This is a genomic window from Paenibacillus baimaensis, from assembly GCF_025567575.1.
The window spans coordinates 292,012-316,811 of the sequence record NZ_JAOQIO010000124.1; the positions used below are offsets into that span (position 1 = coordinate 292,012).

The following is a 24,800-nucleotide window of genomic DNA, read 5'->3' on the forward strand; positions in this document are numbered from 1 at the left end:
GTACTCTCCTTTTTCTCTAAACCTCATATCCGACCAGCCAGTCAAATCGTTTGACATGCATGCTGGGTGGAATCATACGCAGCAGTCGGTTTCTTACAAAGATCGCTGCTGGAATTTCCGTTTGAACGACTTTTGCCATGAGTCGCGATTGACGCACCACCTTGGTTGCGCGTGCAAGGCGACGTTGTTCATATTGCTGAAGAGCTGCAGGAATGTCAGTGTCCACGGATTGCAAGCATTGTGCCAGCACTAACGCATCCTCCATAGCCTGAGCACCGCCTTGACCTAAATTAGGCAGCATCGGATGTGCCGCATCACCGAGTAAAGCAACTCTTCCCTCTGTCCATCGTCCTATAGGGCTGCAATCATAAATATCGTGAGAAAGAATAGAATCCTCCTCAGCTGCAGCAATAACGGACTCGATTGGTTGATACCAGCCGCAAAATGTCGAAAGTGCCAGCTGCTTTCGTTCTGCTGCCGGATGTGGAATACCTTCACTGGAATTGATCGCTGCAAACCAGTAGATGCGTCCGTTACCAAGATGCGTAAAGCCAAACCGCTTGCCGTACCCCCAGGCTTCAAAACCACCGCCAATGTCTAACGGGTAGCGCTGATCCTCGAACACGGAAATGCCACGTAGCGCCGTGAATCCGGAATAACGAAGCGGTGAGGATTCAGGGAATTGTCTTTTCACCTTGGAACGTATGCCATCAGCACCTATCAAGAGCTCGCCTATTCCTGTACATCCATCTTCAAAAGTCGCCGTTACCCGATCCTGATCCTGTGTCCAGCCGACAAGTTTTTTGTTAAATTGCACATCTGCCGTTGCACCCAAAACATCTAATAAAATGGATTGCAGAGTAACCCGATGAATGATGTAGCTGGACGTCCCATATTTTATGGCTTGTTGAGTGGTAGGCAAATCGACCAGCAGCTTTCCATCCCAGGTGCGAATCTCCGCTTTTCCAATAGGAGCTCCCTGTGCCTGAACCTGATCAGCTGCCCCCAGCTTGCTGAGCGCCTTCATTGCATTAGCTGCCAATACAATTCCGGCGCCAACCTGAGGTATCCCTGGTGATCGCTCATACAGAGTTACCTGCCAGCCCTCGTTCCTTAAAGCAATAGCTGTACATAATCCGCCGATGCCAGCCCCTATAACCATCGCTCTTCTTGGCTTGGAATTGCCAGCTTTCATGGCTGATCCTCCTGAATAGGTATCACTCTCTGTCATATTTCCATTCATTCTACCACAGTATTCTGCAAACGTCTGCCCGTTGAATCGCGAATTACGAGTGCACCCACCAGCATTCGTTCGGTTTCAGATGGTGGTTCTCTTCCCTCCATCCTGGACAGCAGCTGATAAGTTGCCTGCTCAGCCGCCTCCGGTCTGGGAAAATGGATCACCGTTAACGGAGGATACGTCTGTGAGGACATCAAAATATCCTCACAGCCTGCTATCGATAATGTGCCTGGCACCTCGATACCGAGCTCGCGACAAGCAGCCAGGCTGCCGGCAGCCATCAAATCGTTAGCGCATATTAGCGCTTGGAAAGGGAGTCTGCCCTCGGTCTGTTCCAATCGCTGCTTCATCTGTGCGTGTGCCGACTCGAAACGCCCTGGATCCTCCAACTTGTCTCCGGAGTGAAACAGCATTCCCTCGATGGTGAGCGCCTCCAAAAAGGATCGAAATCTGCACTCATAATGATGGTTACCGCTGCCTCCGCTCATAAAAGCGATCCGTTCGTGTCCATATTGCTTCAGATGCCGAACCAGCTGCCTCATAGCATCGATCCAATCAATATCGACAACACCGTCCAGTTGAAGCCTTTTTGCAGGCTCCATTATTGAGACAATAGGGATTCCCATAGCACTAAAATGCTCAATCGTGCTCTCTTTCAGCGATTGCCCGAGCAATAGAATTCCATCCACCCGCCCCATGTACAGCTCCTGCAGCTGCTCTTCCCGCGTTTCCTCATATGTCTGGAAAAAAACAAAATATCCGTTTTCCTTTGCTACAGATTCAATACGCAGTAAAATGCCAGCCTCAAAGGGATTGCCGAGAAATTGAACAAGTACAACGATTTGCTTTGATTTCTTGGTTTTCAGACTGCGTGCTAACAGATTAGGCTTGTAATTCAGCTCAAGCACGGCCTCCAATACTTTTTGCCTGGTCGTTTCCTTAACAATATTTCGATTGTTCAATACGTAAGAAACGACCGCTGCGGATACTCCCGCGCGGTCGGCTACATCTTGTCTTGATACCATATTGTGAACCACCTGACTGCTAAATTCCGAACGTGTTGCCTCCGTTAACAGACAAGCATTGTCCGGTAATAAATTTGGCTTCCTGAGAAGCCAAAAACGATACAGCGGCAGCAATATCAAGCGGCTCCCCCATATGCCCGAGGGGTACCTGCTTCTGATACCCGTCCGTATCGGAATCCTTATGTCGCTCTACAGGAATCCAGCCCGGAGCAACCAGGTTCACCCGAATTCCATATGGAGCCAGCTCGTTAGCCCATGAACGTGTCATGCCGATCATGGCAGCCTTGGCCGTCACATAACTTGAGAAATTCGCGTTGCCAAGCTGTGCAACCTCACTGCCAATGTTGACAATGCTTCCTGAGCCCTGTGACTTCATTCCTGCTAAGACCGCCTTGGTCAGTAAGAGAGGCGCTTTCACGAAAAACTCCAATTGATCCGTATAGATTTGCCAACTGCTTTCCTCGATTGATAACATCGGCTGCGGCCCTGTAGCATTATTGACTAATACATCGACAGAACGACCAAACCACCGAACCGAATCCTCAATAAGACGCTCAACCTCTGATTCCTGCGTAATATCGGCACGAATGGCTTTTGCCGTGCCACCCGCTTCTGTAATGAGACGTACCGTTTCGTCCGCATCTGCGACACTACTAGCGAAATTGACCGCAACTGATGCGCCATGACCTGCCAGCTCGACTGCGATCCATCTGCCCAATCCTCGGGAAGCTCCTGTGACTACCGCCAACTTGCCTTCAAGCTTACCAGGCACCTTATTATTCATAGATGTCTCCTCCATCCCTAATGGGCATATCCGCCTCTACCAGCATCACCCATATACAATTGCTTCAATGGTACCATAGATTCCGACGGAACGTAATTTTTAAATGGATTCTCATCGATGACACCAAGCAGTTGCTTGCGAACAGGGCTCGCATTCTTTAATTGTTCTTCGGTTGCTGTCCGATAATCGATAGGACGCATCCAGATTGGACTGTATCCCAGAAACAGCTGTCTTCGTGTAAACTCTGAATGATTCGGTGCTCCTGCATGCCACAAATTTTGGGCAAACACGAACACATCTCCAGGCTTGCCGCATACCTGCATTTCTCCGGGCAAATCATCGGTCACATTGTGCGTATCCGGCTGGTACGGTCGGTTGTGTGAACCGGGAATAATCTTCGTATTGCCGCGATTCGGCTCTGACATGTCGCTCAGAATGTAGCATGTTTTGATATAATACGTCGGTGTAATCCCATTGATCCGTGGAAACTGTGGATGGGGACCATCCTGATGCCAATTAATAAAGCTGTGCGTTTCTGTGGCTGCGTTATTAGGGTTCGGCTTGCGGATCGTCAGATGAGAAATGTGCAATTGAATGTTATAGCCCAGTAGATTCACGATCAAGGGCAATATCGACGGTTCATCGATTAGTGAAGCAATTTCTTCATGACGCTCCACGCTATTGTATATGTTATAAGCCAGCGTATCCGGCTCCTTGGAAACGACTTCGTCAATAGCTGCGTTCAGGCGATCGACCTTTTCCTGTGAAATCACGTTAGGGAGCAGCAGATACCCCTGCTCATCAAATTGCTTCATCAGCTCGGGTAGGTTCCATTGTGCGGTTTTGGCAGATTGCGTTGAGTCCATGTTTAAACACTCCTTAGGGTTTGTTATATAATTTACTCGTGTAAATATTAAGGATAAAGATAAGGGAGGTTAACCTCCCAGACCTATCGACAGTCAAAAGTTACTGATACAGCTACTTCAAATATCCCAATTCCTTTAGCTGCTTTTGTGCAGCATCCATGTATGCTTTATAATTCATTGAAGTTTCCAGAGTTTTAAGGAAGCTGTCGTACTCGGTGAGAGGACGTTTGCCATATATAAATTTCGATAGCTCCTCCTCAATATAGCGACCCGCATCCGCAGCGTTATAACCAGCAGGGATATCAACAAAACCATTCAGAGCCTGGATACGCGGCTGCTTGTTGGCAAACTCAATGAAAGGTGTTTGTTTGGCAAACTTGACCTGCAGGTAATCCATCTCAGGACGGCCGGTAAACTGATACAGCCAGAAATATCCGCCTTCCTTACCCATCAAATCAGTGGCTACGACTTTGGTTCCCTCCAGATTATAATGCTTGCCTTTCACACCATATTGAACGAGCGGGGAGCCTTCTTTACCGGAAACATAATTCAGCAGGTCAAACACCCTTTGCAGCTTTTCCGGATTTTTCTCCAGCGATTTGGGAATTGCGTATAATCCGGCTGTAACCCCAATATCCCATGAGCTTGCATTTTGCCCGCCTGGTCCTTTAACTGCATCCATTTGCACCCAATTGGCATTGGCATTGACAGCTTTGATCTGTTCTACAAATTGATCCTTCGTCATATTCGGCCAATCGATATAAATGATGCCCGCCTGTCCCTTGATGGCTTTCTGCTGATGCTGCAAGCCACTGTTCGCCAGCAATTCGGGATCAACCGCTCCCGCATCCGTCAGCTTTTTGATAAAACCAAGTGCATCCTTCATACTCGGATCATACAGCGCATTAATCAGCTTGTTATCCTTCACATAAAGACTTGGAGTGTTAGCTGAATATCCGATCCCATAAGCACCAAATACGGTGTTGAAAGCCGATAATTTGCCGCCGGTAATACCGAAGGTGTCCTTTTTACCATTGCCATCAGGGTCCTTATCCGCAAAAGCTTTCGCTACTTCCAGCAATTCATCAGTCGTTTTCGGTACCTGCATGCCCAGCTTATCGAGCCAATCCTTGCGGATGAAGTACGTATCGTAGGGAATAGTCGGCGTTTTGGCGACAGCAAATACCTTGCCGTTCATCGTTCCCTTCTTCAAGCTTTCTTCACCGATGAAATCTTTAACGGGCTTGAGCTTATCCATGTACGGGGTCAGATCAAGCAGCAGACCTTGCTCCGAAAATTGCTTCAACTGCTGACGATCCACAGAGAACAAATCGGGAAAGTTGGCTGAAGCCATACGCACATTCAGCTGATTTTTGTAATCATCCCCTGAAGCGTATACGGTCAAATTCAAATCCGTGTTTATAGCCTTATCAATCTCTTGTTTAATAATATCCTGATCCGGTGAAGGTAGACCGTTACCTGTCTCTATGATGTCAATTTTGATCTTCTTGGCACTTGCTGCTGGAGCAGTTGCTGGTGCTGCTGCGGGTGTCGGTGCTGATTCATTTTTGGGAGCAGCCGCTTCAGGTTTGGCCGCACCGCCTCCGCAGCCCGATAATAGGGTTCCACCCATCATCAGGAACGCCAGCGAAACGACCATTGTTTTCTTTTGGCTCATAGACTAACCCCTTCTTTCTTTCATGGTTGATGATCTGTATGGATCTGTAATGCATCTATATTGAAGCGGTAGCGGCCCCAGCTGCAGTCCGGAGCGGACGAACCGTCGTTCAACCTTTCACAGAGCCGAGCAGCATCCCGTTCGTAAAATGCTTTTGAATAAAGGGATAGATAATAATAATCGGCAAGCTCGCCATCACAACTGAAGCCATCTGAATCGTTTCGGTCGGCATCATGTTCTCCGCATTTTCCATCGGCTGCTGGGTGAGCATCAGGATTTCCCTGATTACGACTTGCAGCGGGAACAACGTACGATCGGTTACATACATGACGGCCTGGAAAAATTCATTCCAATGCCCAACCATATAAAACAATCCTATCGTCAATAGTGAAGGTACTGACAACGGAATCACAATTTGCATGAGAATTCTGAATTCCTTGGCACCATCCATTCGGGCCGATTCGAACAGCTCCTCCGGCAGGTTTTCAAAAAAGCTTTTCATAATAAGCACATTAAAGCTCCATACCGCATTAGGAAGAATCATCGACCAAATCGAATCGATCAAACCCAGTGATTTCACAATCAGATACGTAGGAATTATCCCGCCACTGAACAGCATCGTGAATACGACCATCATTAAAAATATATTTCGCCCCGGAAGCGCCTTACGGCTGAGCGGATATGCCATTAAAGCTGTCAAGATCAGATTGACAATCGTTCCGACCACAGTAATCAATACCGTTACCCAAAAGGCATTGGGAATATTGGATTCAGTAAACAGCTTATGATAAGCGCTGAATGTGATCGACTTGGGGATCAGAATGAAGCCGCCATTTTTTAATACCTCGGTGAACGGTGTGATCGATACGGTTACGACATACATCAGCGGGAAAATCGCCGCCAACCCAGCCAAGCCCAGTATCACAAAAACGATTCCATTAATGAAACGATCCTCCATGCTTTTTACCATATGCCATCACCCCATTTCTTCGATAAATGATTGGCTCCCATGACCAGAACAAGTCCAATCGCTGATTTAAACAGGCCCACGGCTGCCCCAAGACTGAAATTCAACTGCTGCAGACCAGTGCGGAATACCCAGGTATCGAGAATATCGGCGACTTGATATACTTGAATGTTATACAAAATATAAATTTGATCGAAGCCCGCATCCATAATATGACCCAGCTTCAGAATGAGCAGCAGCACAATGACATTACGAATACCTGGAAGTGTAATATGCCATATCATCCGCAAACGTCCTGATCCGTCTACACGAGCAGCCTCATACAGCGTAGGATCGATTGCCGTCATTGCCGCCAAATAAATAATTGCTCCCCACCCCAGATCCTTCCATATTTCCGAACCGACGAGAATAGCACGGAAGTAATCGAGTGAGGTCATAAATCCGATGGAGTGTGCGCCACTTTCTTCAAGCCAACGGTTAAACAACCCAGAGTTTTGCGATAGCAATGCAATCAGAATCCCGTATATGATCACCCAGGATAGAAAATGAGGCATATAGGTCAGCGTTTGAATGATCGTTTTGAACCATTTGACACGGCATTCATTCAGCATCAGCGCCAGCATAATCGGTGGAACCATACCGAATACAAGCTTGTAAAGCGAGATCAATGAGGTATTGACCATCAGCTGCGTGAAATAAGGTGAATTGAAAAAGATTTGAAAATGCTTGTACCAGGGATCTGCCCATGGGCTGCTTACAATCCCCTCCAATAAATTGAAATCCTTGAATGCGATAATAACGCCATACATCGGTACATATCGGAATAAAATATAGTACAGCACACCTGGCAGCAGCATCATATAAAAGGCGCGAAAAGCCCAAATGTTCTTGCCCAGCAGCCTGCCCTTGGCCTGCTTTGATTTGGCATCAACCACATTCCCCACGGTCAACTGATCCATAATGACATCCCCCTGAAAGCTTCATTTGCTGCTAGAGCGTGGTTCCAGGCTCTATAAGCACTCTTTCTATAGTTGTATTATAGCAAGCGCTTTCTTCAGGAAATATACAGTGATCGTGCGAAAGTGTTCGAATTTTTGCAAACGCTTTTATTCCTGTGACACATTCGGAAGCTCTATTCTAATCAAGGTCCCTACCTGGGGTCTGCTGGCTATCCGCAATCCGAATTCAGTGCCAAAGTGAAGCCGGATTCGCTCTTGAACATTCATGATCCCGATCCCTGTAAACCGATGCTTGCTGGGTGCTTTCCGGCGCTCACTGAAGATGCTGCTGAGCTGCTCGGAGTCCATACCCAGCCCATTATCGCGAATAACGACACAAAGCTTTTTGCGGCGTATGCAGGTTCGTATGTGAATGTGGCCCTGGACCTTCTGAGGGGCCAAACCGTGGAATATCGCATTTTCGACCAATGGCTGAAGCGTCAGCTTGAGAATTCTGCAGGTGAGCGTCTCTGGCGCGGCGTCAATCGTCAACACAAACTTCTCTCCATAGCGTACAGTTTGGATATAGGCGTACATCCGCAGGCCCTCAAGCTCCTCCTCCAGTGTCACGAATTCCCCACTCTTATCAAAGCTGAACGACAACAAACCGACAAGCGCACGAATCGTTTCACGCACAGCCTCGATCTTTTGCTGCTTGGCCAAACTGCTTATACAAGCTAACGTATTATACAAAAAATGCGGGGCAATCTGGCTTTGCAGCATTTTCAGCTCATACTGATTTTTGCGCATTTCCATTTCCTTCGTTTCCACGAGCAGGTTATGAATCCGCTCCATCATGGCATTATAACTCTTGGCCAGCTTGCCGATTTCGTCCTCTCGGGTCATAGAGATCGAAGGCAGCACCTCCATATCGCGCACCCTGTCCATCTTGGCCACTAAAGTACGAACCGGATAGGTTATATAACGACTCATCATATAGGAGCTGATTAACAGGATCAGTACCCAAATTACTGCAGCCGTTTTGTAATTGTCATAAAGAATAATGATATTTTGGTAAAAATAGCTGTCCTCAATAAAAGCAATAAAATACCAGCCCAGCTTATTCATCCCCGATTTCACTGCAATCAACTTGTTTGTGGAGCCATGAATTTCAGTGATGCCAATCGGTAGCTCTTGAATCTCGTTAACAAAGTGCTGATTCAGCTCAGGTGGAAATACACTCGTGTTATAAGGCAGCAGCTTATAATAATCCAGCGGCCAGGTTGTATCGAAAGTATTAATGACGTTACCCTTGTTCGTTACAATGGAGAAGGTTTGGTTGCGTGTATTCATGAACTGTGCGAGCATATTGGTCAAACGCACAAGATCAATTTCGACCACCGCAATCCCTTTGATTGCATCGTCGTTCTTGGAGCTGATCGGCAGCACAAACGCTACCGTCTTTCCTGATAAAGGCGATTGATAGGGCTCGGTAATCATAACACCGTAGCTTGACTTGGACATCTCGTACAGCTTAGCCAGATGCGGATTGCCGATGATGTCAAGAAAAACCTGAGTATTGGACATCGCTTTGCCATCAGCGCGTACCATATACAAGGTTTTGTAGAGCGTGCTATTCTTCTCCGCGTATTTACGCAGCACCTTAACCGCTTCTTCCTCCATTCCCTCGTCCAGAAGATCGTCACGCGTCGATAGCAGCAATAAAATATTTTGCACATTGTCCAAATAAGCGTCTAAATACAAATTGGTACGGTCGTTAATGACCGCGGCATCGGAGAGCACCTGCTTGCGAAACAATTGCTCGGCATCCTTCAGATTGTTCCATGCCAGCAACCCGAACAGTACCAGGGTTCCCGCAAAAAGAAACAGAAAATGCTTGAAAACCATGCTGCGACTTCTCATCCAATGGTTGACCCGGCTTAGCATACTGCTCCCCCTTTTTTCTATGATTGTCAAATGGATTAATAGCTTTTCTTAAAATCTGTCGGGGCTACGCCAGTTCGATTGCGGAATAATACCGAAAAATATCGGTAGCTCGGTATCCCAACCTGCTCCGCAACCTCATATACCTTCATATTCGTCGTTTGCAGCAAATGGATCGCTTTATCCATCCGCAAGCTTGTCACGTATTCATTAAAGGATTCCCCGACCTCCTCACGGAACAATCGACTCAGATAATACGAGCTAAGTCCAACAGACTCCGCGATTGAAGTGAGGGTAATCGGCTCCATCAGCTGCTCGGCAATCAGTTGCTTGGCATGCTGTACCTCCTTACGGCATTTGCTCTTCAACCCTACACCCGCTTCCAGCTCGCGGGTGAATGCTGTAGTCAGCTCTGTTAGTGTCCTCGCCTCACTCAGCCTTTGCCTGCTTTTATCCTCTGCCATATAGTCGCCATCCTTGAACAACTCTTTATGTTTGGACAACAGCCATACTTTTAACTCATCAGGATTGGGCCGTTTGGAGCAAGCCCAGACTGTAAACTCTTCTCGGATATACCGGGCCAGATGTTCCTGGGACTTTGCTAATGCCAATCGGAATTGCTCCGCATATACCTGTTTGATCTGATCCTCCATGGAACCTGCGACTGGCTTAGGCAGCAGCGTATGATCATAAATGGTTCCCGAATGATCATAAAAAGGCGCTTCAGGAGCAATCGCCGATTGCCGCAATGCTTGGAACATCACAGATTCATTAGGGACTTCCTCGCTTAAGGTCGCATACAGACGGACTGCCTCGCTCAAAAACGACAATCGCTGCTCCAGGGCAGTTTGCAAGCTATTCATCATCCATCCAGCCTGCTCACGTCTTGAAGGTGCATGTTCAATTGGCCGAGTACTGAATATCACATAGTCAGATTTATCGAGCTGAACCCAACGGCTCAATACCTTCGAGCTCTGCTCCCACTCACTGAATATCGCTTGCAGCTCATGATGCACATACATCTCATCCTCTGCTTTGGCATGAATATGCAGCCTCGTAAAGTGTATCGGGAAATGCAGCTGCCACTCCTTCAAAACGTGCCTTAGCTCATCCATGACCTCCACAGGTACGGCAGCTATGGATAGCTGCTCGTTTGCATATCGATTCCAGATTTTGACCAACTGCCAGCGCTGCTTATCGAGCTCACTTCGCTTGTGACTGTGCTCTCGCTGAATGGTAGTCCGTGCCTTGTCCAAGGCTTGCTCCAGATCGGAATCGAGCAGAGAAACCTTGATCAAATATTCAAGCGCACCCAGTCGCAAGGCATCACGCGCATACTCAAAATCACTATGACAAGTAAGTAAAATGACCTGCGTCAGCGGAAATTCTTTTTTTAATGATCGGAACAACTCGATTCCATCCATCATGGGCATTGTGATATCGGTAATCACCACATCAGGCACCAGCTTGCGGCACAGTTCCAAGGCCTCTTCCCCATTTTCAGCCTCACCAACGAGCTCAGCATGGCAGGATGACCAAGGAAATAGTCGCAGCTCTTCACGAAGCGGCAGCTCATCGTCTACCACCAGAACGGTTAAAGGACTTTCTTGCATATGAATCCCTCCTTTAGAAACCTTTAAAAATTGAGAACACAATTATGCAAACGCTTCCATATCGTATGCTTCATCATAGCATACGAATGTGAGTGCTCCTATACATAAAAACGGTTAAAAAGTACCAATATCGCAAAAGACTATGACAAGAACTGTCATGCTTGAATGTTATTGTTAGGTCGTAAGCCAAACAAATGAACAACGGTCATGAGTTTGTTCATTATCTAATTTAAGAGAGGATGTTGCATTATGCAGCCCACATTTAAGCCATCATTGAATCCCGTTATTGAGAGTAAGCCCGCTTATCATGCCATCGGCCTGCGTCAAACCCATGTATTTAGTGAAGGGGGTATTCCATCGATCGTTGATCAGTGGAGCTTGTTTATGAGTCGGATCGGCGAAATTCAAGGTCAACATGAAGTAACAATAGGCGTTTGCTATGATGTACAACCAGGCAACCCTTTCGAATATGTGACAGCCGCAGTGCTTGCGGAAGCACAACTGGATAACCCCGTACCTGAATCAATGTGTAAAATATTTCTTAAACCGCAAACGTACGCGATCTTCACTCATACCGGTCCTATCTCCGATTTGGGTGCGACCTATAAAGTAATCTCTGAATGGCTTGCCAGTAATGAAACCTATGTGCGTGCACAGGCTCCCGAATTAGAATATTATGACAGCCGCTACACGGGCAATGAAAGAGCGGATAACGAATTTGATATTTACATCCCTGTCGTGAGTCAATAACAGGAGCTGAGTCTATTTGGGTGGCGCATACAATTGCGCCATCCTGACTACCAAGGTTTGCATGAGCTCTACCAATTGTGCAGGCTGGTTCACTTTAACCTCTGGCCCGAACCCAAGAAAATAGGAGGCAAAATAATCAACCTCGTTAGGCCTGATAAACATTCGCACGGTGCCTGTTCCATCCTCATGAACCTCCATATCCGTATGGTTCCACGCCTCCCACTGACACCTGCGTACACCATCGCTTGTTAAGACGGCTTCAATCTGAATATGCTCCTCAGTTATAACAGGCTGTTCCTCAGGTGGTTTAAACCAATCCATAATGGAAAATCCACTCAAATCTACCGTTCTGTGTCCGTCAGTTGCCGCCTCAGCCGAAAGCACACGATCAATCCGAAACAGCAAATAACGCTCTTTCCAGAAGCAATAGCCCGGACAATACCAATACCCATTATAGGAATATACCCCGATGGGTTGAATGGTACGCTGATTGGCCCCATCCTTGGAATCATACACGATCTGCATCGGCTGCTGCTGTAACGCGGCATCAAGCAGAGCTTGCAGATACGGAGTCGGAGCCTGGCGTTTGGGTGTCCAAAATACGACTCTCTGCTTCATTTTATCAATTTTGCTTTTGGTATCGTCGGGTAAATAATAATAAAATTTATTTAGAGCCGTGATGGACTCCTCAGCAAATGGCAAGGCTCCATAATGCTGCAGCGATTGATAGGCAAAAAAGATCGCCACCGCCTCCTGCTCGGAGAATGTAATGGGCGGAAGCTGACGTTCCCTCAGCACTCGATACCCGCCATGAGGTCCATACTCTGTATAGAGTGGAACACCAAGCTCACTTAATACTTGCAGATCACGCATAATCGTCCTGATTGACACCTCGAACTCATCCGCCAGCTCACGAGCCGTAAATTTCTTGCGTTGATTAATGGCTATCATAAGCTCAATCACACGTTTGGACTTGGCCACTCACTCACCACCACCGATGACATTTTTCTCTGATTATATCATATATCTATGACATTTATTGTCATACTTAATAATGATTATGGAACCTCTAGCAGCAGCTTGAAATCCATTAACATGCAAAAATGCCATCGTAGCCCCAGCAGCAGGTTTTTCTGCTACAGGAGTTACGATGGCATAAGTTATGAACGTGCGTGCTCCGAAAGTATGGTCTCAGCACCAGGAAATCAAAGTTGTCATACACAATTCATTTTCTGCTCGCTGCTTATATGTTTTCCAGCCAATGTACTTCGTCCTCTGTTAACTGAATCTGCGCACCTTCCACGCAGGACTCCAGCTCAACCTGGTTCTGTGCTCCGATCAACGCAGCCGTAGGGAACTTTTGATTCAATACATAGGCCAGTGAAATCTGAATCGTGCTAAAGCCTTTTTGTTCAGCCAATTCAGCAGCACGACGCAGACGCTCCCAGTTCGCAGCGCTATAATATACGCGAACCATTTCGGCATTGTCCAATTTGTCGGGTGCAAAATTTCCAGTAAAAAATCCGCCTGCCTGTGAAGACCATGACAATAAAGGCAATTGAGTCTTTTCGTGCCAAGCGCAATCCAGAACATCCGCTGAAACACATCCTGCCCAACGTGGCTCATTTGGCTTGGCAAGACTCAAATTGGGACTGCTAAAGGAAAAACCGACCAATCCATTGGCTGTTGCATAATCGTTGGCTTCCTGCAGGCGTTGGTGAGTCCAGTTAGAAGCACCAATAGCGAGAATTCGTCCTGCCTGGATATGCTCATTCAACGCATCGATAATGACTTTAACCGGAATATTCGTATCATCACGGTGCAAGGCATACAAATCGGTGTAGCTTGTTTGCAGTCTGTCCAGGCTTATTTTTAAATCCGCAGCAATAGCCTGTGGAGTCACACGGGGACCATCGGCATTATGGTGCGCACCCTTCGTCAATATCACAACCTGATCGCGATTATTACGTTCTGTCATCCAGCGACCAATGGTTTCTTCGCTTTGTCCACCGCGGTAAATAAAAGCGGTATCGATCGTATTTCCACCGATTTCCAAATAATTATCAAGCACGCTGCACACTTTATCATAAACCTCATGGGTAAAAAAATCAGAGCCTTGGATCAAGTTCGTAACCGGCTTTTCCAATCCAGCGATTGCTATAGTTTTCATTGTTTTATATTCCTCTCATTTGGATTTAGAGCACTACACGCGCGCGCTCTCTTGCCGATTTCAGGCAGGCGTCGATCACACGCATATTTAACACAGCATCGGACGACTCATATCGAAGAGGTGTTCCATCCAGAATGCTGCGCCCCAGATCATCCGCCTGCAGTGCATATTGATTGACATAAGGTACTTCAACTTCCCTACGCTGACCGCCCACTGTAACAATAAAATGATCGTCTGCATTTCCACGGGTCACATAGGCGCTTGGTACTTCAATACGGCCTTCTGTACCAAGGATTTCAAATACATTACGTCCAGCAGCCCACATGCCGCAATCGAAGGTCAACGCGACACTGTTAGGAAATTCCAAAATACCCGATGCCATCATATCGACATTGTCGTGGTCTGGTGAAAAGAAAGCGTGCACAGTAGCAGCCTCAGGCTCTTGCCCCAATACCATACGAGCTGTACTGATCGGATATACGCCTACATCATACAGCGAACCGCCGCCCATTTCCTGATTGAATCTTACATTGCCCGTGTTTTTGGAGCTATTGAATGTAAAAGCACCATGGAGACCACGAATTTCACCGATTTCACCGGATTGTATAATTTCTTTGATCATCGTATAACGCGGATGGTGACGATGCATAAATGCCTCTACCAGCTTCACACCGGCCTGCTCACAAGCGGCTACCATCTCCGCGGCTTCTGCGGCATCCAGTGCAATCGGCTTTTCACATAATACATGTTTACCCGCCTGAGCAGCTTTGATCGTCCACTCCTTATGCAGGTGATTTGGAAGCGGTATGTAAATGGCATCCAAAGTTTCATCATTTAACAGTGCTTCATAGCTGCCATACGCTGTTGGAATTTGAAATTGTTCCGCTGTTTTCCTCGCATTGTCTTCGTTACGGCTTGCGATTGCAGCGACTTCTCCGGTTTGCGATTGCTGAATTCCCGGAATAACAGCTCTCTTGGCAATACCTGCGCATCCGAGTACTCCCCAGCGCAATTTTTTTTGCGACATGTACAATCCATCTCCTCAACCATTTATGTTAGTAAGACTATATTGCTATTATATTGAATGCTTATTAAAATGAAAATAGAAGATTTTTGCACATATCTAAAACTATATTGCTCTCCAGAAAGGCTTTACTTATGAAAAAACAGCGAATTCTTCCGACATTGTCAGAGCATGTTTATTTTTGTTTACCGGAATCCGTTGGCTGGTACCAGCAGGACCCTTTCCATACTGTGGACCGCCAGGAAGGCGCACTGAACAATTTCAGTATCCATCTCATTATTAGTGGCAAAGGCTACGTCGAAACTGCCTATGAGAAACATATGCTGACCGCTGGCGATGCTTTTCTTTATTTTCCACTTCAGCGGCAGCGCTATTATTCCTCCCAGGAGGATCCGTGGGAAATTCGTTGGGTTCACTTTTACGGCTCCAGGCTTAGTGACTATTTGCTGGAAAGAGGACTGCACCAATCCCATTTGTGGACAGTTCGTCAGGTGAAGCCGCTTGAACGTGCTCTTGATGAACTGCTTCTTGAGGCGGAGCTCAGTACACTGTTTGAAATGACTCGACTCTCAACGCTCACTTATGCGGTAATTGCCGAATTCGTCAATCAAGCTGTGCCTTTGTCTACACAAAGAACTGCGGCGACCTCCGAGTTGATTTTACAGCTGCTCCCTCGCATCCAGCAGGAGGCGTGCAAGCCGTTTGAGCTTGATTATTGGTCTGAGCAGGCTGGCGTCAGCACCTATTACTTTTGCAAGCTTTTTCGTAAGGTTACCCAGATGACCCCAATGACTTACGTGACGCTGTGCCGCCTGCAAAAAGCCAAGCAGTGGCTGCTGGAGAAAAAGGAAATGACCATACGCCAAATCTCATTTGATGCTGGTTATCCCAGCACAAGCTATTTCAACAAACGATTCCTGGAACAGGAAGGTATGACGCCTACAGAATACCGGGAGCTGTATTGGAAGAACTAGCCAATTCCTTCCTCAAACGGAGATAAATTCACACCTATAGGAGCACCTCTCGGTTGACCCACCGCTTGCGTGCAAGCCAAGATAGCTGCATAATGATACAAATTATTGTATGATCAAATAAATACACGACTATGAATGACTACACAGATTTACGGAGGAGCTTGATATGAAATCACTTGTACTTGCAGAAAAACCGAGCGTCGCCAAAGAAATCGCACGCGTTCTCGGCTGCACCCAGAAACAAAAGCATTATATGGAGGGACCTAAGTATGTCGTGACCTGGGCATTGGGTCATCTCGTAACCTTGGCTGAACCGGAGGATTATGATTCCAAATATAAAGCTTGGGAGCTCGATCAGCTGCCGCTGCTGCCTGAACGGATGAAGCTTAAGGTCATTAAGGAAACGACACCACAGTTTCGCGCTATTGCTCAATTAGCCAAGCGTAACGATCTTAACCAGCTTATTATAGCTACCGACGCTGGACGCGAAGGCGAGCTCGTAGCCCGTTGGATTATGGAAGAGATTCACTGGCGCAAGCCTTTTCAACGCTTGTGGATTTCCTCGCAAACCGATAAAGCGATTCTCGATGGTTTTGCCAAGCTAAAGCCGGGTCGTGACTACGACAACCTGTATCAATCGGCAGTATGCCGTGCAGAAGCGGATTGGTTGATAGGACTCAATATTACACGAGCACTTACCTGCAAATACAATGCACAGCTGGCTGCCGGACGTGTACAAACTCCTACCCTATCAATGATGATGGAAAGAGAAAATGAAATACGTGCCTTTCAATCCAAGGATTACTGGCTGCTCAGGACACAGCTGGGTGGTTTTCAGGCAATGTGGAGAGGCAAGCACAATCCGGATGGCCGTTTGTTCGACAAAGCGGCAGCAGATACGTTGTTAAATCGGGTTAAAGGTGCTCAGGCGAAGGTTAGTCAATTGAAAATGACCGAAAAGTCAGAGCCTCATCCGCTAGCCTACGATCTGACCGAGCTGCAGCGAGACGCCAATCGTAAATACGGATTTTCAGCCAAGCAAACTTCAAATCTGCTGCAGCGTCTATATGAACAGTACAAGCTGGTCACCTACCCGCGAACGGACTCCAGATATTTGACATCGGATATGGTTCCGACTCTGAAGGGGCGCTTGGATGCCATTTGTATACAAACCTATGCAGGACTTGTCAGACCGCTGCTTAACAAGCCTCTGAACATAACCAAACGGATCGCAGATGACAGTAAAGTATCCGATCACCATGCCATCATTCCAACGGAGCAAACGCCGCTGCTTCATATTTTAAGCCATGATGAACGTCGATTGTATGATCTGATCGCGCGGCGCTTTATCGCCTTGTTTTATCCTGCATATCGTTATGATGAAACGGCTGTCACCATCGATATAGGCGGTGAGAGCTTTTATGCCAAGGGACGCGTCACGAAGGAGGCCGGATGGAAAAGTGTCTACGGGCAGGAGCTAATCTCGTCCGAGCAGGAAGATGAGGAAATCCGGGATGAAGATTCAGGAGGCTCACAGTCGTTACCCAAATTGCAATCGGGTCAAGTCATCCCGGATCATCGCTGCACTTTGGAAAAGCATGCAACCAAGCCCCCTTCCCGATATACCGAAGCTTCGCTGCTGTCCGTTATGGAGAAGCATAAATTGGGAACGCCTGCGACCCGGGCCGATATTATTGAAAAGCTGCTTTCCTCCGATACGATTGAACGGAAAATGAATGTGCTTCAGCCAACCGGCAAGGGCGCGCAATTAATCGAGCTGGTCGTACCCTCACTGCGTTCACCAGAGCTGACTGCCAAGTGGGAGCTGGAGCTTGAACATATCGCCAAAGGAACGGGCAGCATGAAAACCTTTCTGAAAGCTATCCGTGAGCAAACGACAGCTATGGTTCAAGCCGTCAAACAAAGTACAATCGAATACAAGCCGCATAATCTTACTCATTCCAAATGTCCGGATTGCGGTAAAAATTTGCAGGAGATCAAGAGCAAACGTGGCAAGCTGCTCGTCTGTATCGACAGAGAGTGCGGCTATAAGCGGGCTGGCGAACCTATGCTGTCCAACAAACGTTGTATGCAATGCCATAAGAAAATGGAAATTCACACGGGAAAAGCCGGTAAATATGCACAATGCCGTCATTGCAACGTCATCGAGATGCTGAGTGATGAGCCGCGTGCAGGCGGTAAAGCCGCCAAAAGAAACAGCGCCCAGTTGATCAACCAATTCAGCGATAACGTTGCTGTAGGCTCCAGTCTGGAAGAGGCACTAAAAGCCGCGATGCAAAAGAAGCAGAACCCGGAATCTCCCTGATCCAATTAAACAATCCCCACTCAGCCTTGTATCATTCTTGGCTTGATGGGGATTGTTTGGTTGTGCTCTTGATTTCTTATTTTCACTTCACATCAAGCTCTGAGTCATCATATATAAACCTTGCAACTGAATTAATGCGCTCATCGGTTAATGGAGCTGAGTTATCATAATAAAGAATGGAAGAATCCGGGATACTCCATTTTATGTCACGGACAATAAGCGTTCGGCTGAATTCATCCCAATTTGTCAGCTTCCAATCATCCAGCGATGAGCCCCTTTCCTGAATACGCTCATAATAGCTCGTTTGGTCAGCAAGATGTACAAAAACCACTTTCACTGCGACATCAGCAACAGAAGCACCTATGCCTTCTAGCTCCTTGACCAACCACTCCTTGCTCTCAGTCTCCTTCGTAAAGGGCCCGATCACAAAAGCATCCGATCCAAGCTCTACATTTTCCAGTGCGGCATCCATCGTTATCCGATAGCCCAGATCGCGGCACAATGTCTTGTAGGTTATTGAATCACGATCCTCCGGGTCTTGACCAGCAAGCTTCATTAGCGCTACGGCTGCTGGTCGTAATAAGGTGTCCATATCAAATAAAGCCGCACGGGACCGTTTGGCCAAGGCTTTCGCGATGGTTGTTTTACCCGCCCCGGCAGGACCTAAGAAAAATACAAGTTTTCGCATCCGAAGTGACCGTCCTCCCCCTGTTTAGCTTACCATCGACAACAGCTTCGGCTTGACGTTCTGTTCATAATAATGGATAAGCTGTGCCTTCTCATCAGCTGTAAATTGGTATTCACAGTCTCGTCCTTCATCCTGTGGCACAATTTGCGCAATTTCCCCTGCATATGTACAAAATATCAATGCTGTCAGTTCCGTAAAATCGTCCGGCAGCACCATACCCTCTTCCAACTCCAAATGCAGCTCCACATCGATCCACTGCTTATCGCGAATTTCGACCGTTGCCCGCATCTGATGAAACCGCAATTCTGCATAATCCAAAGAGCCGAATTGAATCATTTTGTTACCTCCATTGTCTTTTTTACGATTGCTTTCTCAAAAGATTGGCACAAGCCATGTCGATCGTAGGATATAGATACGAAAAATCATAGTCAATCGCCAGCAGAGGTATAGCTCGCTGACCCTTTAGCAGCAGGACCGACATCTCCCCAAACATAAGCTTCATCATAAAAGCAGGAACTGGAAACCAATGCCGGGTGCGCAGCGCTTTGGCTATCGCTTTACCCATTTCGTCATTCGTCACAGCCTGCGGCGATGTTGCGTTAATTTGTTCAATAATATCTTCATTTTCGATACAGAAATCAATAAGCCGGCATAAATCGTCGATATGAATCCATGAAATAATCTGCTTGCCGCTGCCAACTCGACCCCCGATGCCAAGCTTATATGGTGTTAACAGCTTGGGGAAAGCGCCGCCATCAAGGCCCAGTACAATGCCCAATCGCAGCTTAACAATTCTTGTATTGCGAATCTCATCCATCGCAGCTTCCCACTTCTCAACAACACCTGAAAGAAAGTCCACTACATTCGGGTCACTGTGCTCCACAAAGCTTCCACGTTCCGAGGTTCCATAAATCGATACGCCTGAAGCGTTGATAACGACCGAAGGCTTTTGCTCCATCCGCTCTATGATATTGGCAATTTGCGCAACAGCGTCAAGTCTGGAATTCAGAATTCTTTCCTTTGCTTCGTCAGTCCAGCGCTGATTGATCGATTCCCCCGCTAAATTCACGATCACATCTGTACCTGTCATAACTTTAATATCATTTTTCAATTCCGACCATGTAGCATGTCGAATTAATGGATTGGTAGAGGTGAGTTTTTTGCGAGAAATCAAGATCAGTGAATATTTACGTTCAAGGAAATATTGGGTCAAATGCTGACCGATAAATCCCGAACTGCCTGCTATGGCAATTTTCATCCGTGGTTTCCCCACCTTCGATTGATATGTGTTACTCATTATATAACAAACAGCTCCAAAGAACCAAAATTCCTGCTGAATGTCAATAAATTAAAAAAGACCGGAATCCCAGTAACTGAAACGTAACACGGATACAAGCACTTTTCATTAAAGTGTTGATAATCCCGGTTACTTCTGCTACTTGCGGACTCTGGTCTTGTGGCTTAATGGGCTAAATAGGATTGAATAAAGCGTAAAGCATCCGGCAGATGCTCCTTCCAATATGTCCAATTGTGCTCGCCTTCAAACTGCTCGTACGTATGCGTGTAGCCAATAGTCTTGAGATGCTGATGAAAATCCTGATTCATCGTGTACAAATAGTCACTGGTCCCACAATTCATATACAAGGCGGGACGTCGACCGTCCTGCATTCGTAAATTAGCGACCAGCTGCGGATCATACGACTCCGCATAAGGTCCATGGAGCGGTCCAATCATCCGACCTACATCAGAACGAGCATACTGTTCTCTCAAATGCTGGCTCGATACCAGACCTCCTGAGAGACTTGCTGCTGCTCCAAACCGTTCAGGATGCCGCAAGGCAAGCGACACAGCCCCAAATCCGCCCATCGACAAGCCGCACAACACCCGCTGATCGCCGCTGTTGATCGTTCGGTAGTGCATGTCAATCTCAGGAACCAGGTCATAAATAAAATATTGCTCGAAGTTACCTGTTCCATCATACCAATCCATATAAAAAGTGCCCTGACCATAACCGCCGTCACTCGGCATAACAACAATACTTGGAATGAGTTCGCCGTTGTTCATCAGTTGATCCAGCGTTTGCTCAGCATTCCCTTTGAGCATCCAACTGGACTCACTTCCGTGCATACCGTGCAGTAAATAAATAACTGGATACCGCTGTTCCGACTGCTCATATCCCGCCGGCACATAAACGAAGCATGACTTCCGAGCGTACAACGCCCCGGAGAAAAAAGAATGCGGTTGTATACTCAAAAGATCGATCCTCCCGGACAAGCTTAATTAAGAACTGCTGTGATGTGCGCCTCGGTTACAGCCCAGTGTGAAGTGTTCCATACCGATTCTTTATCTTTAACATACAAAATTTGCGGAGAAGCATGCTTGACACCTGTATCCTCAGCAATCTGGTTAGAAACCGGACGGGATTCAATTACCTTGACAAGTACATAATCAACCTGTTCGTTCGGTTGTTTGTTCAAATAGTTTTCAAACTCTTGCAGGGCATTAGCACTTACCGGGCAGGTCGTACTGTGCTTAAGCACAACTACCGGCTTTTCGGATGAACCTTCAAATAATTGGTTCCACTCTTCCTGACTATCAATTTCTCTCCACTGACTCATATTCATTCCTCCATATTTCTACATATCATTTTGTATTTAACAACCAATTTACGCTTTTTTGTCGTAAAAGTGAAGGCATCCACAGCTTCATAGCTTGGGGATGCCTAAGGAGTAGCGTGGTCGCCGCCTCTGTTCTATAATCATTTTACCATATTCATGTTTGATAATAAACTATTCCGTTGTACCGAACCAATCCATCGTTTGAGATCCCAGCAGCTTGCGTTTCCCCTGGAACTCATGATAGATGTTCATCTGATATTGCTTCAACGATTCAATTTTGAAAATCAGGCTATCATCCTGCTTGGTAATCCGATAATCAAACTCTCCGAGCTTAAGTCGCTTGTCTTCCTCCTCAGGCGCTGTTTCCAGGTAAAAAACCTCATCGATGTTGACTTTTCCTTTACTGTCTACGAACTGGATAATCAGCTTGCTGCCCTCCGTATTTGTCTCGTAAAAGCTATCCTTGGTCAGCTTGTATTTAAAATTAATCCGCAGCGTATTGCGATCCAGCCACGTATTCATATTACTTAACGAAATCGTATACGGGTAGAACACAAGATCCTTTAAAGTCGGGCTTACTGTGGTATTTTCCAAGGGAAGCTCCATTTGTACGGCATTGATGTAAGCCTCCGCTTTATCATCCGTGCCACTGAGTCGCTGTTCGGTGACCGATTCACCAATGACCAGCCTGAGGCTTTGTACGTCCAAATCCTTGGGAAGCTTGGTTGAAAAGGATAACAGAGCTTTCCCTTGGGGATTCAGTTTTTGCTTGACTTCGCGAACCCTGGTTGGGTACAGCGCATCATCCGCTGTCTTGAAGAACGCTGTTAGCCTGGGAATAATATTCGAGCGCTTCTCAAGATTGGATACCTCCACTTGCACCTCAAAAAGATTGCTTGCACCGTCGGTATAAGTGTTGATTTCTCTGGGTGAAAAGCTGGTTGATCTGCCAGAACCGGTAATAGATTGGGATTGACCAAACGCCAGCAAAGGAAGTACAATCTTTGATTCCGGCAGCTGGAATTGAGCGATTTCCTCGGTTGCGGTTTCACTCTTCTTTTCCTGAACGACCAGCTTCACGGACGCGAACGGATAGGTGTATGGAATTTTGCCAACAAGCTTCACATGAACAGATTCAGAGGGAGGCACACCGACAGATCGGTCAAGTTTAATAACCTTGGCATCTACCTTACTCCCGCCATCAAGCTCAAAGTAAGCCTTCAATTCGGGAAATGGCAATGCGACCGATTTGTTATGGGACAAGGATACTTCAGCGCTCAAAATATCCTGATCCTCCCATGGTAAACGATCAACTTTATCTGCTTTGAATGCATACGTACCATCTGCATTCGTATACGTGACAACTCCACCTAACTCCGGCAAAGCTTTAGGGTCAGTTGATATGCGTAAAGAAGCGATAGGAAAATTGATTTTGGTATCCGTCGCTAGCACCAACTGCTGTGTCATGACCAGATCCCAGGAATCGGTTCCTGCTGACAGTGGCAGCTGATTAGCCCTTAGCTGAAGCTCTAGCGGAACATCCGGCTGCAGTGACTGCTTGTCAGCGTTCAGGACGATATCCAGCGGGTACATCGCACCGTTTGAGGTTCTAAGCGCGTATTGATAGCCGGCGATTCGAATGGAGGTCTTTCCCTTATTGGTCATGCGCAGTGTCAGCTTGGGGGACGTATAGCTATCGCTATCAAGTGCCGACCATGCAGTTACGTTCAGTTCAACAGGCATCGCTGATAGCTGTACCGTCTTTCCTCCTGAGACAGGCGCCCACAATGCTTCGGCTGTGTCCGGGAAGCGAATTTCACCAACTGTTGTTTCCAAATCGGCACTCGTATAATCCCATTTTGTTATGCGGAATCCGAGTTCACCTAGCTGAACCAAGTCATTAACCGCTGCGTAAAAAGAGAACTCCACCTGCTGCCCTGCTGGAATTTCTTTTTTCAGCTTATCCTGAGCGACCAAATCCGCTTTAAATTCAGCACCGGATGTACTGATAACCTTAACCCAGTAATCAAGAAAGGAAAGCTTACTGCTTCCTGCATTCATGACCGTCATCGTAAAAAATAGCATCCTGCCCCCATCTGTAGGCACCACAGCAGCGTTCTTCAATTGTATGGAACTGCTTGATCCTATGGAAACAGCGGGGAGCTGTAAGGACGTATCAAGCTCTTCCCTTTGGTAGCTTTCCCCTTCCGCCATTGCTGGCTGTGTCTGAATTAGCCACATCGCCGCGAGCGCCAGCATGATCAGCAGCAATCCGGTCTTCATGTTTAATCGGCACATGTATACTCTCCTCCTTGGCCTCCGGAGGCAGCAGGACGATTCGCCCGTCCTCCAGTTGGACTCTTACTTTATTTGTCGAATGAATACCTATGGATTTAAGCATATCTCCGGGAATTTGCAGACGGCCTGATTTATCGAGAACCGCATATTCAGTATGGGTCTCGTCCTCATTCTGCCCTATCCCTGACTCAAGCTCTGCCAGCTCATCTGCATAGGTTTTACGCCGGATCATTTCCGATGAGGTTTTACCGTCCCGTATGGCGACTACCCGATCCACTTTTTTGGCGAGCAGCGGGTCATGAGTTACGATGATAACAGTCAAACCGATCCTCCGGTTTAAATCACGAAATAAATCCAGTATTTGATCCGCCATCTTGGAATCGACAGAGCCCGTGGGCTCGTCTGCAAGCAGCAGCTTCGGATTATTCGCCAGAGCAATAGCAATCGCCACTCGCTGCTGCTCACCACCGGACAGCTGATTGAGCCGATTTTTGATCCGATGGCTTAACCCGACTGCATCCAGCAGCTCCAAGGCACGTTCACGCTTGCGCTTACCCTGCAGAAGAATGGGAAGTTCTACATTTTCCTGTGCGGTCAGGTAAGGTATTAAATTGCGTGCATTATTTTGCCAGACGAACCCTACTGTTTCCCGTTTGTAGCGCACAAGATCACGTTCCGTAAACTTTAACAAATCTTTACCAGCAACCTGCAGCTGTCCGGCTGAAGGTCGGTCCAAGCCTCCCAGCATATTCAATAATGTGGATTTGCCACTCCCACTGTTACCGATAATAGCCATCAGCTCTCCTGCTTCTACGTGCAGGTCAAGACCTTGAAGCGCTACGACTTCGAGATCGGCTACCTTATAAATTTTCACGAGGTTATCACAATGGATCATCA

Annotated in this window: 21 protein-coding genes; 3 read left to right on the top strand and 18 right to left on the bottom strand. The window is 47.0% G+C overall.

The features are described 5' to 3' along the window. Window positions 1-16 precede the first annotated feature (16 nt). The 9 genes from OB236_RS37700 to OB236_RS37740 all read right to left on the bottom strand — a co-directional run bounded on the left by OB236_RS37700 (window position 17) and on the right by OB236_RS37740 (window position 11,055). The gene (locus tag OB236_RS37700) at window positions 17-1,195 is read right to left on the bottom strand and encodes an FAD-dependent monooxygenase (RefSeq protein ID WP_262688626.1); all 1,179 of its coding nucleotides are present in this window, start codon (window positions 1,193-1,195) and stop codon (window positions 17-19) included. 44 nt (window positions 1,196-1,239) lie between these two features. Continuing rightward, a complete protein-coding gene (locus OB236_RS37705) occupies window positions 1,240-2,265 on the bottom strand; it encodes a LacI family DNA-binding transcriptional regulator (RefSeq protein ID WP_262688627.1) in 1,026 nt (341 codons plus the stop codon). Between the two features lie 19 nt (window positions 2,266-2,284). After that, entirely contained in the window at window positions 2,285-3,049 is a 765-nt protein-coding gene (locus tag OB236_RS37710) for an SDR family NAD(P)-dependent oxidoreductase (protein WP_262688628.1), read from the bottom strand. A 17-nt stretch (window positions 3,050-3,066) separates the two neighbouring features. Continuing rightward, complete coding sequence (locus tag OB236_RS37715) at window positions 3,067-3,915, bottom strand: phytanoyl-CoA dioxygenase family protein (RefSeq protein ID WP_262688629.1); 849 nt, start codon at window positions 3,913-3,915, stop codon at window positions 3,067-3,069. A gap of 112 nt (window positions 3,916-4,027) precedes the next feature. After that, window positions 4,028-5,593 (bottom strand): type 2 periplasmic-binding domain-containing protein, encoded by a 1,566-nt coding sequence (locus OB236_RS37720; RefSeq protein ID WP_262688630.1) that lies wholly within the window; start codon window positions 5,591-5,593, stop codon window positions 4,028-4,030. A 109-nt stretch (window positions 5,594-5,702) separates the two neighbouring features. Next, window positions 5,703-6,563: a carbohydrate ABC transporter permease gene (locus OB236_RS37725; protein ID WP_076228592.1), complete on the bottom strand. Its 861-nt coding sequence runs from the start codon at window positions 6,561-6,563 to the stop codon at window positions 5,703-5,705. Continuing rightward, complete coding sequence (locus OB236_RS37730) at window positions 6,557-7,519, bottom strand: ABC transporter permease (protein WP_262688631.1); 963 nt, start codon at window positions 7,517-7,519, stop codon at window positions 6,557-6,559. The genes OB236_RS37725 and OB236_RS37730 overlap by 7 nt, the downstream gene beginning before the upstream one ends. Window positions 7,520-7,666: 147 nt before the next feature. After that, window positions 7,667-9,445 (bottom strand): cache domain-containing sensor histidine kinase, encoded by a 1,779-nt coding sequence (locus OB236_RS37735; protein WP_262688632.1) that lies wholly within the window; start codon window positions 9,443-9,445, stop codon window positions 7,667-7,669. A 35-nt stretch (window positions 9,446-9,480) separates the two neighbouring features. Further along, window positions 9,481-11,055: a response regulator transcription factor gene (locus OB236_RS37740; RefSeq protein ID WP_262688633.1), complete on the bottom strand. Its 1,575-nt coding sequence runs from the start codon at window positions 11,053-11,055 to the stop codon at window positions 9,481-9,483. 249 nt (window positions 11,056-11,304) lie between these two features. Between OB236_RS37740 and OB236_RS37745 the strand changes: the two genes are divergently transcribed. Next, window positions 11,305-11,805, top strand: coding sequence for a GyrI-like domain-containing protein (locus tag OB236_RS37745; protein ID WP_262688634.1), 501 nt, complete (start codon window positions 11,305-11,307; stop codon window positions 11,803-11,805). Window positions 11,806-11,817: 12 nt separating this feature from the next. On the opposite strand, the gene OB236_RS37750 is transcribed toward OB236_RS37745, so the two are convergent. From OB236_RS37750 to OB236_RS37760, 3 genes are all read right to left on the bottom strand, one after another. Then, a complete protein-coding gene (locus tag OB236_RS37750; protein ID WP_262688635.1) occupies window positions 11,818-12,786 on the bottom strand; it encodes a helix-turn-helix transcriptional regulator in 969 nt (322 codons plus the stop codon). Window positions 12,787-13,048: 262 nt separating this feature from the next. After that, on the bottom strand, window positions 13,049-13,975 hold the full coding sequence (locus OB236_RS37755) for an aldo/keto reductase (RefSeq protein WP_076228587.1): 927 nt from the start codon (window positions 13,973-13,975) through the stop codon (window positions 13,049-13,051). Between the two features lie 25 nt (window positions 13,976-14,000). Next, complete coding sequence (locus tag OB236_RS37760) at window positions 14,001-15,002, bottom strand: Gfo/Idh/MocA family protein (protein WP_262688636.1); 1,002 nt, start codon at window positions 15,000-15,002, stop codon at window positions 14,001-14,003. Between the two features lie 131 nt (window positions 15,003-15,133). Here OB236_RS37760 and OB236_RS37765 point away from each other — a divergent pair, with 131 nt between their 5' ends. Together OB236_RS37765 and OB236_RS37770 are read left to right on the top strand one after the other, a co-directional pair. After that, on the top strand, window positions 15,134-15,973 hold the full coding sequence (locus OB236_RS37765; protein ID WP_240418668.1) for a helix-turn-helix domain-containing protein: 840 nt from the start codon (window positions 15,134-15,136) through the stop codon (window positions 15,971-15,973). 166 nt (window positions 15,974-16,139) lie between these two features. Next, entirely contained in the window at window positions 16,140-18,299 is a 2,160-nt protein-coding gene (locus OB236_RS37770) for a DNA topoisomerase III (RefSeq protein ID WP_262688637.1), read from the top strand. Between the two features lie 82 nt (window positions 18,300-18,381). On the opposite strand, the gene OB236_RS37775 is transcribed toward OB236_RS37770, so the two are convergent. The 6 genes from OB236_RS37775 to OB236_RS37800 form a co-directional block, all read right to left on the bottom strand. After that, window positions 18,382-18,987 (bottom strand): AAA family ATPase, encoded by a 606-nt coding sequence (locus tag OB236_RS37775; RefSeq protein ID WP_262688638.1) that lies wholly within the window; start codon window positions 18,985-18,987, stop codon window positions 18,382-18,384. A 24-nt stretch (window positions 18,988-19,011) separates the two neighbouring features. Further along, the gene (locus OB236_RS37780; RefSeq protein ID WP_076228582.1) at window positions 19,012-19,323 is read right to left on the bottom strand and encodes a hypothetical protein; all 312 of its coding nucleotides are present in this window, start codon (window positions 19,321-19,323) and stop codon (window positions 19,012-19,014) included. 22 nt (window positions 19,324-19,345) lie between these two features. Next, a complete protein-coding gene (locus tag OB236_RS37785) occupies window positions 19,346-20,245 on the bottom strand; it encodes a TIGR01777 family oxidoreductase (protein ID WP_262688639.1) in 900 nt (299 codons plus the stop codon). Window positions 20,246-20,448: 203 nt separating this feature from the next. Next, window positions 20,449-21,240: an alpha/beta hydrolase gene (locus OB236_RS37790; RefSeq protein ID WP_262688640.1), complete on the bottom strand. Its 792-nt coding sequence runs from the start codon at window positions 21,238-21,240 to the stop codon at window positions 20,449-20,451. Between the two features lie 23 nt (window positions 21,241-21,263). Then, window positions 21,264-21,605 carry a bacillithiol system redox-active protein YtxJ gene (ytxJ, locus tag OB236_RS37795; protein ID WP_076228579.1) on the bottom strand — a complete coding sequence of 114 codons (342 nt, stop codon included), beginning with the start codon at window positions 21,603-21,605 and terminating at the stop codon, window positions 21,264-21,266. A gap of 2,176 nt (window positions 21,606-23,781) precedes the next feature. Continuing rightward, window positions 23,782-24,798: an ABC transporter ATP-binding protein gene (locus OB236_RS37800; protein WP_262688641.1), complete on the bottom strand. Its 1,017-nt coding sequence runs from the start codon at window positions 24,796-24,798 to the stop codon at window positions 23,782-23,784. Between the last annotated feature and the right edge of the window lie 2 nt (window positions 24,799-24,800).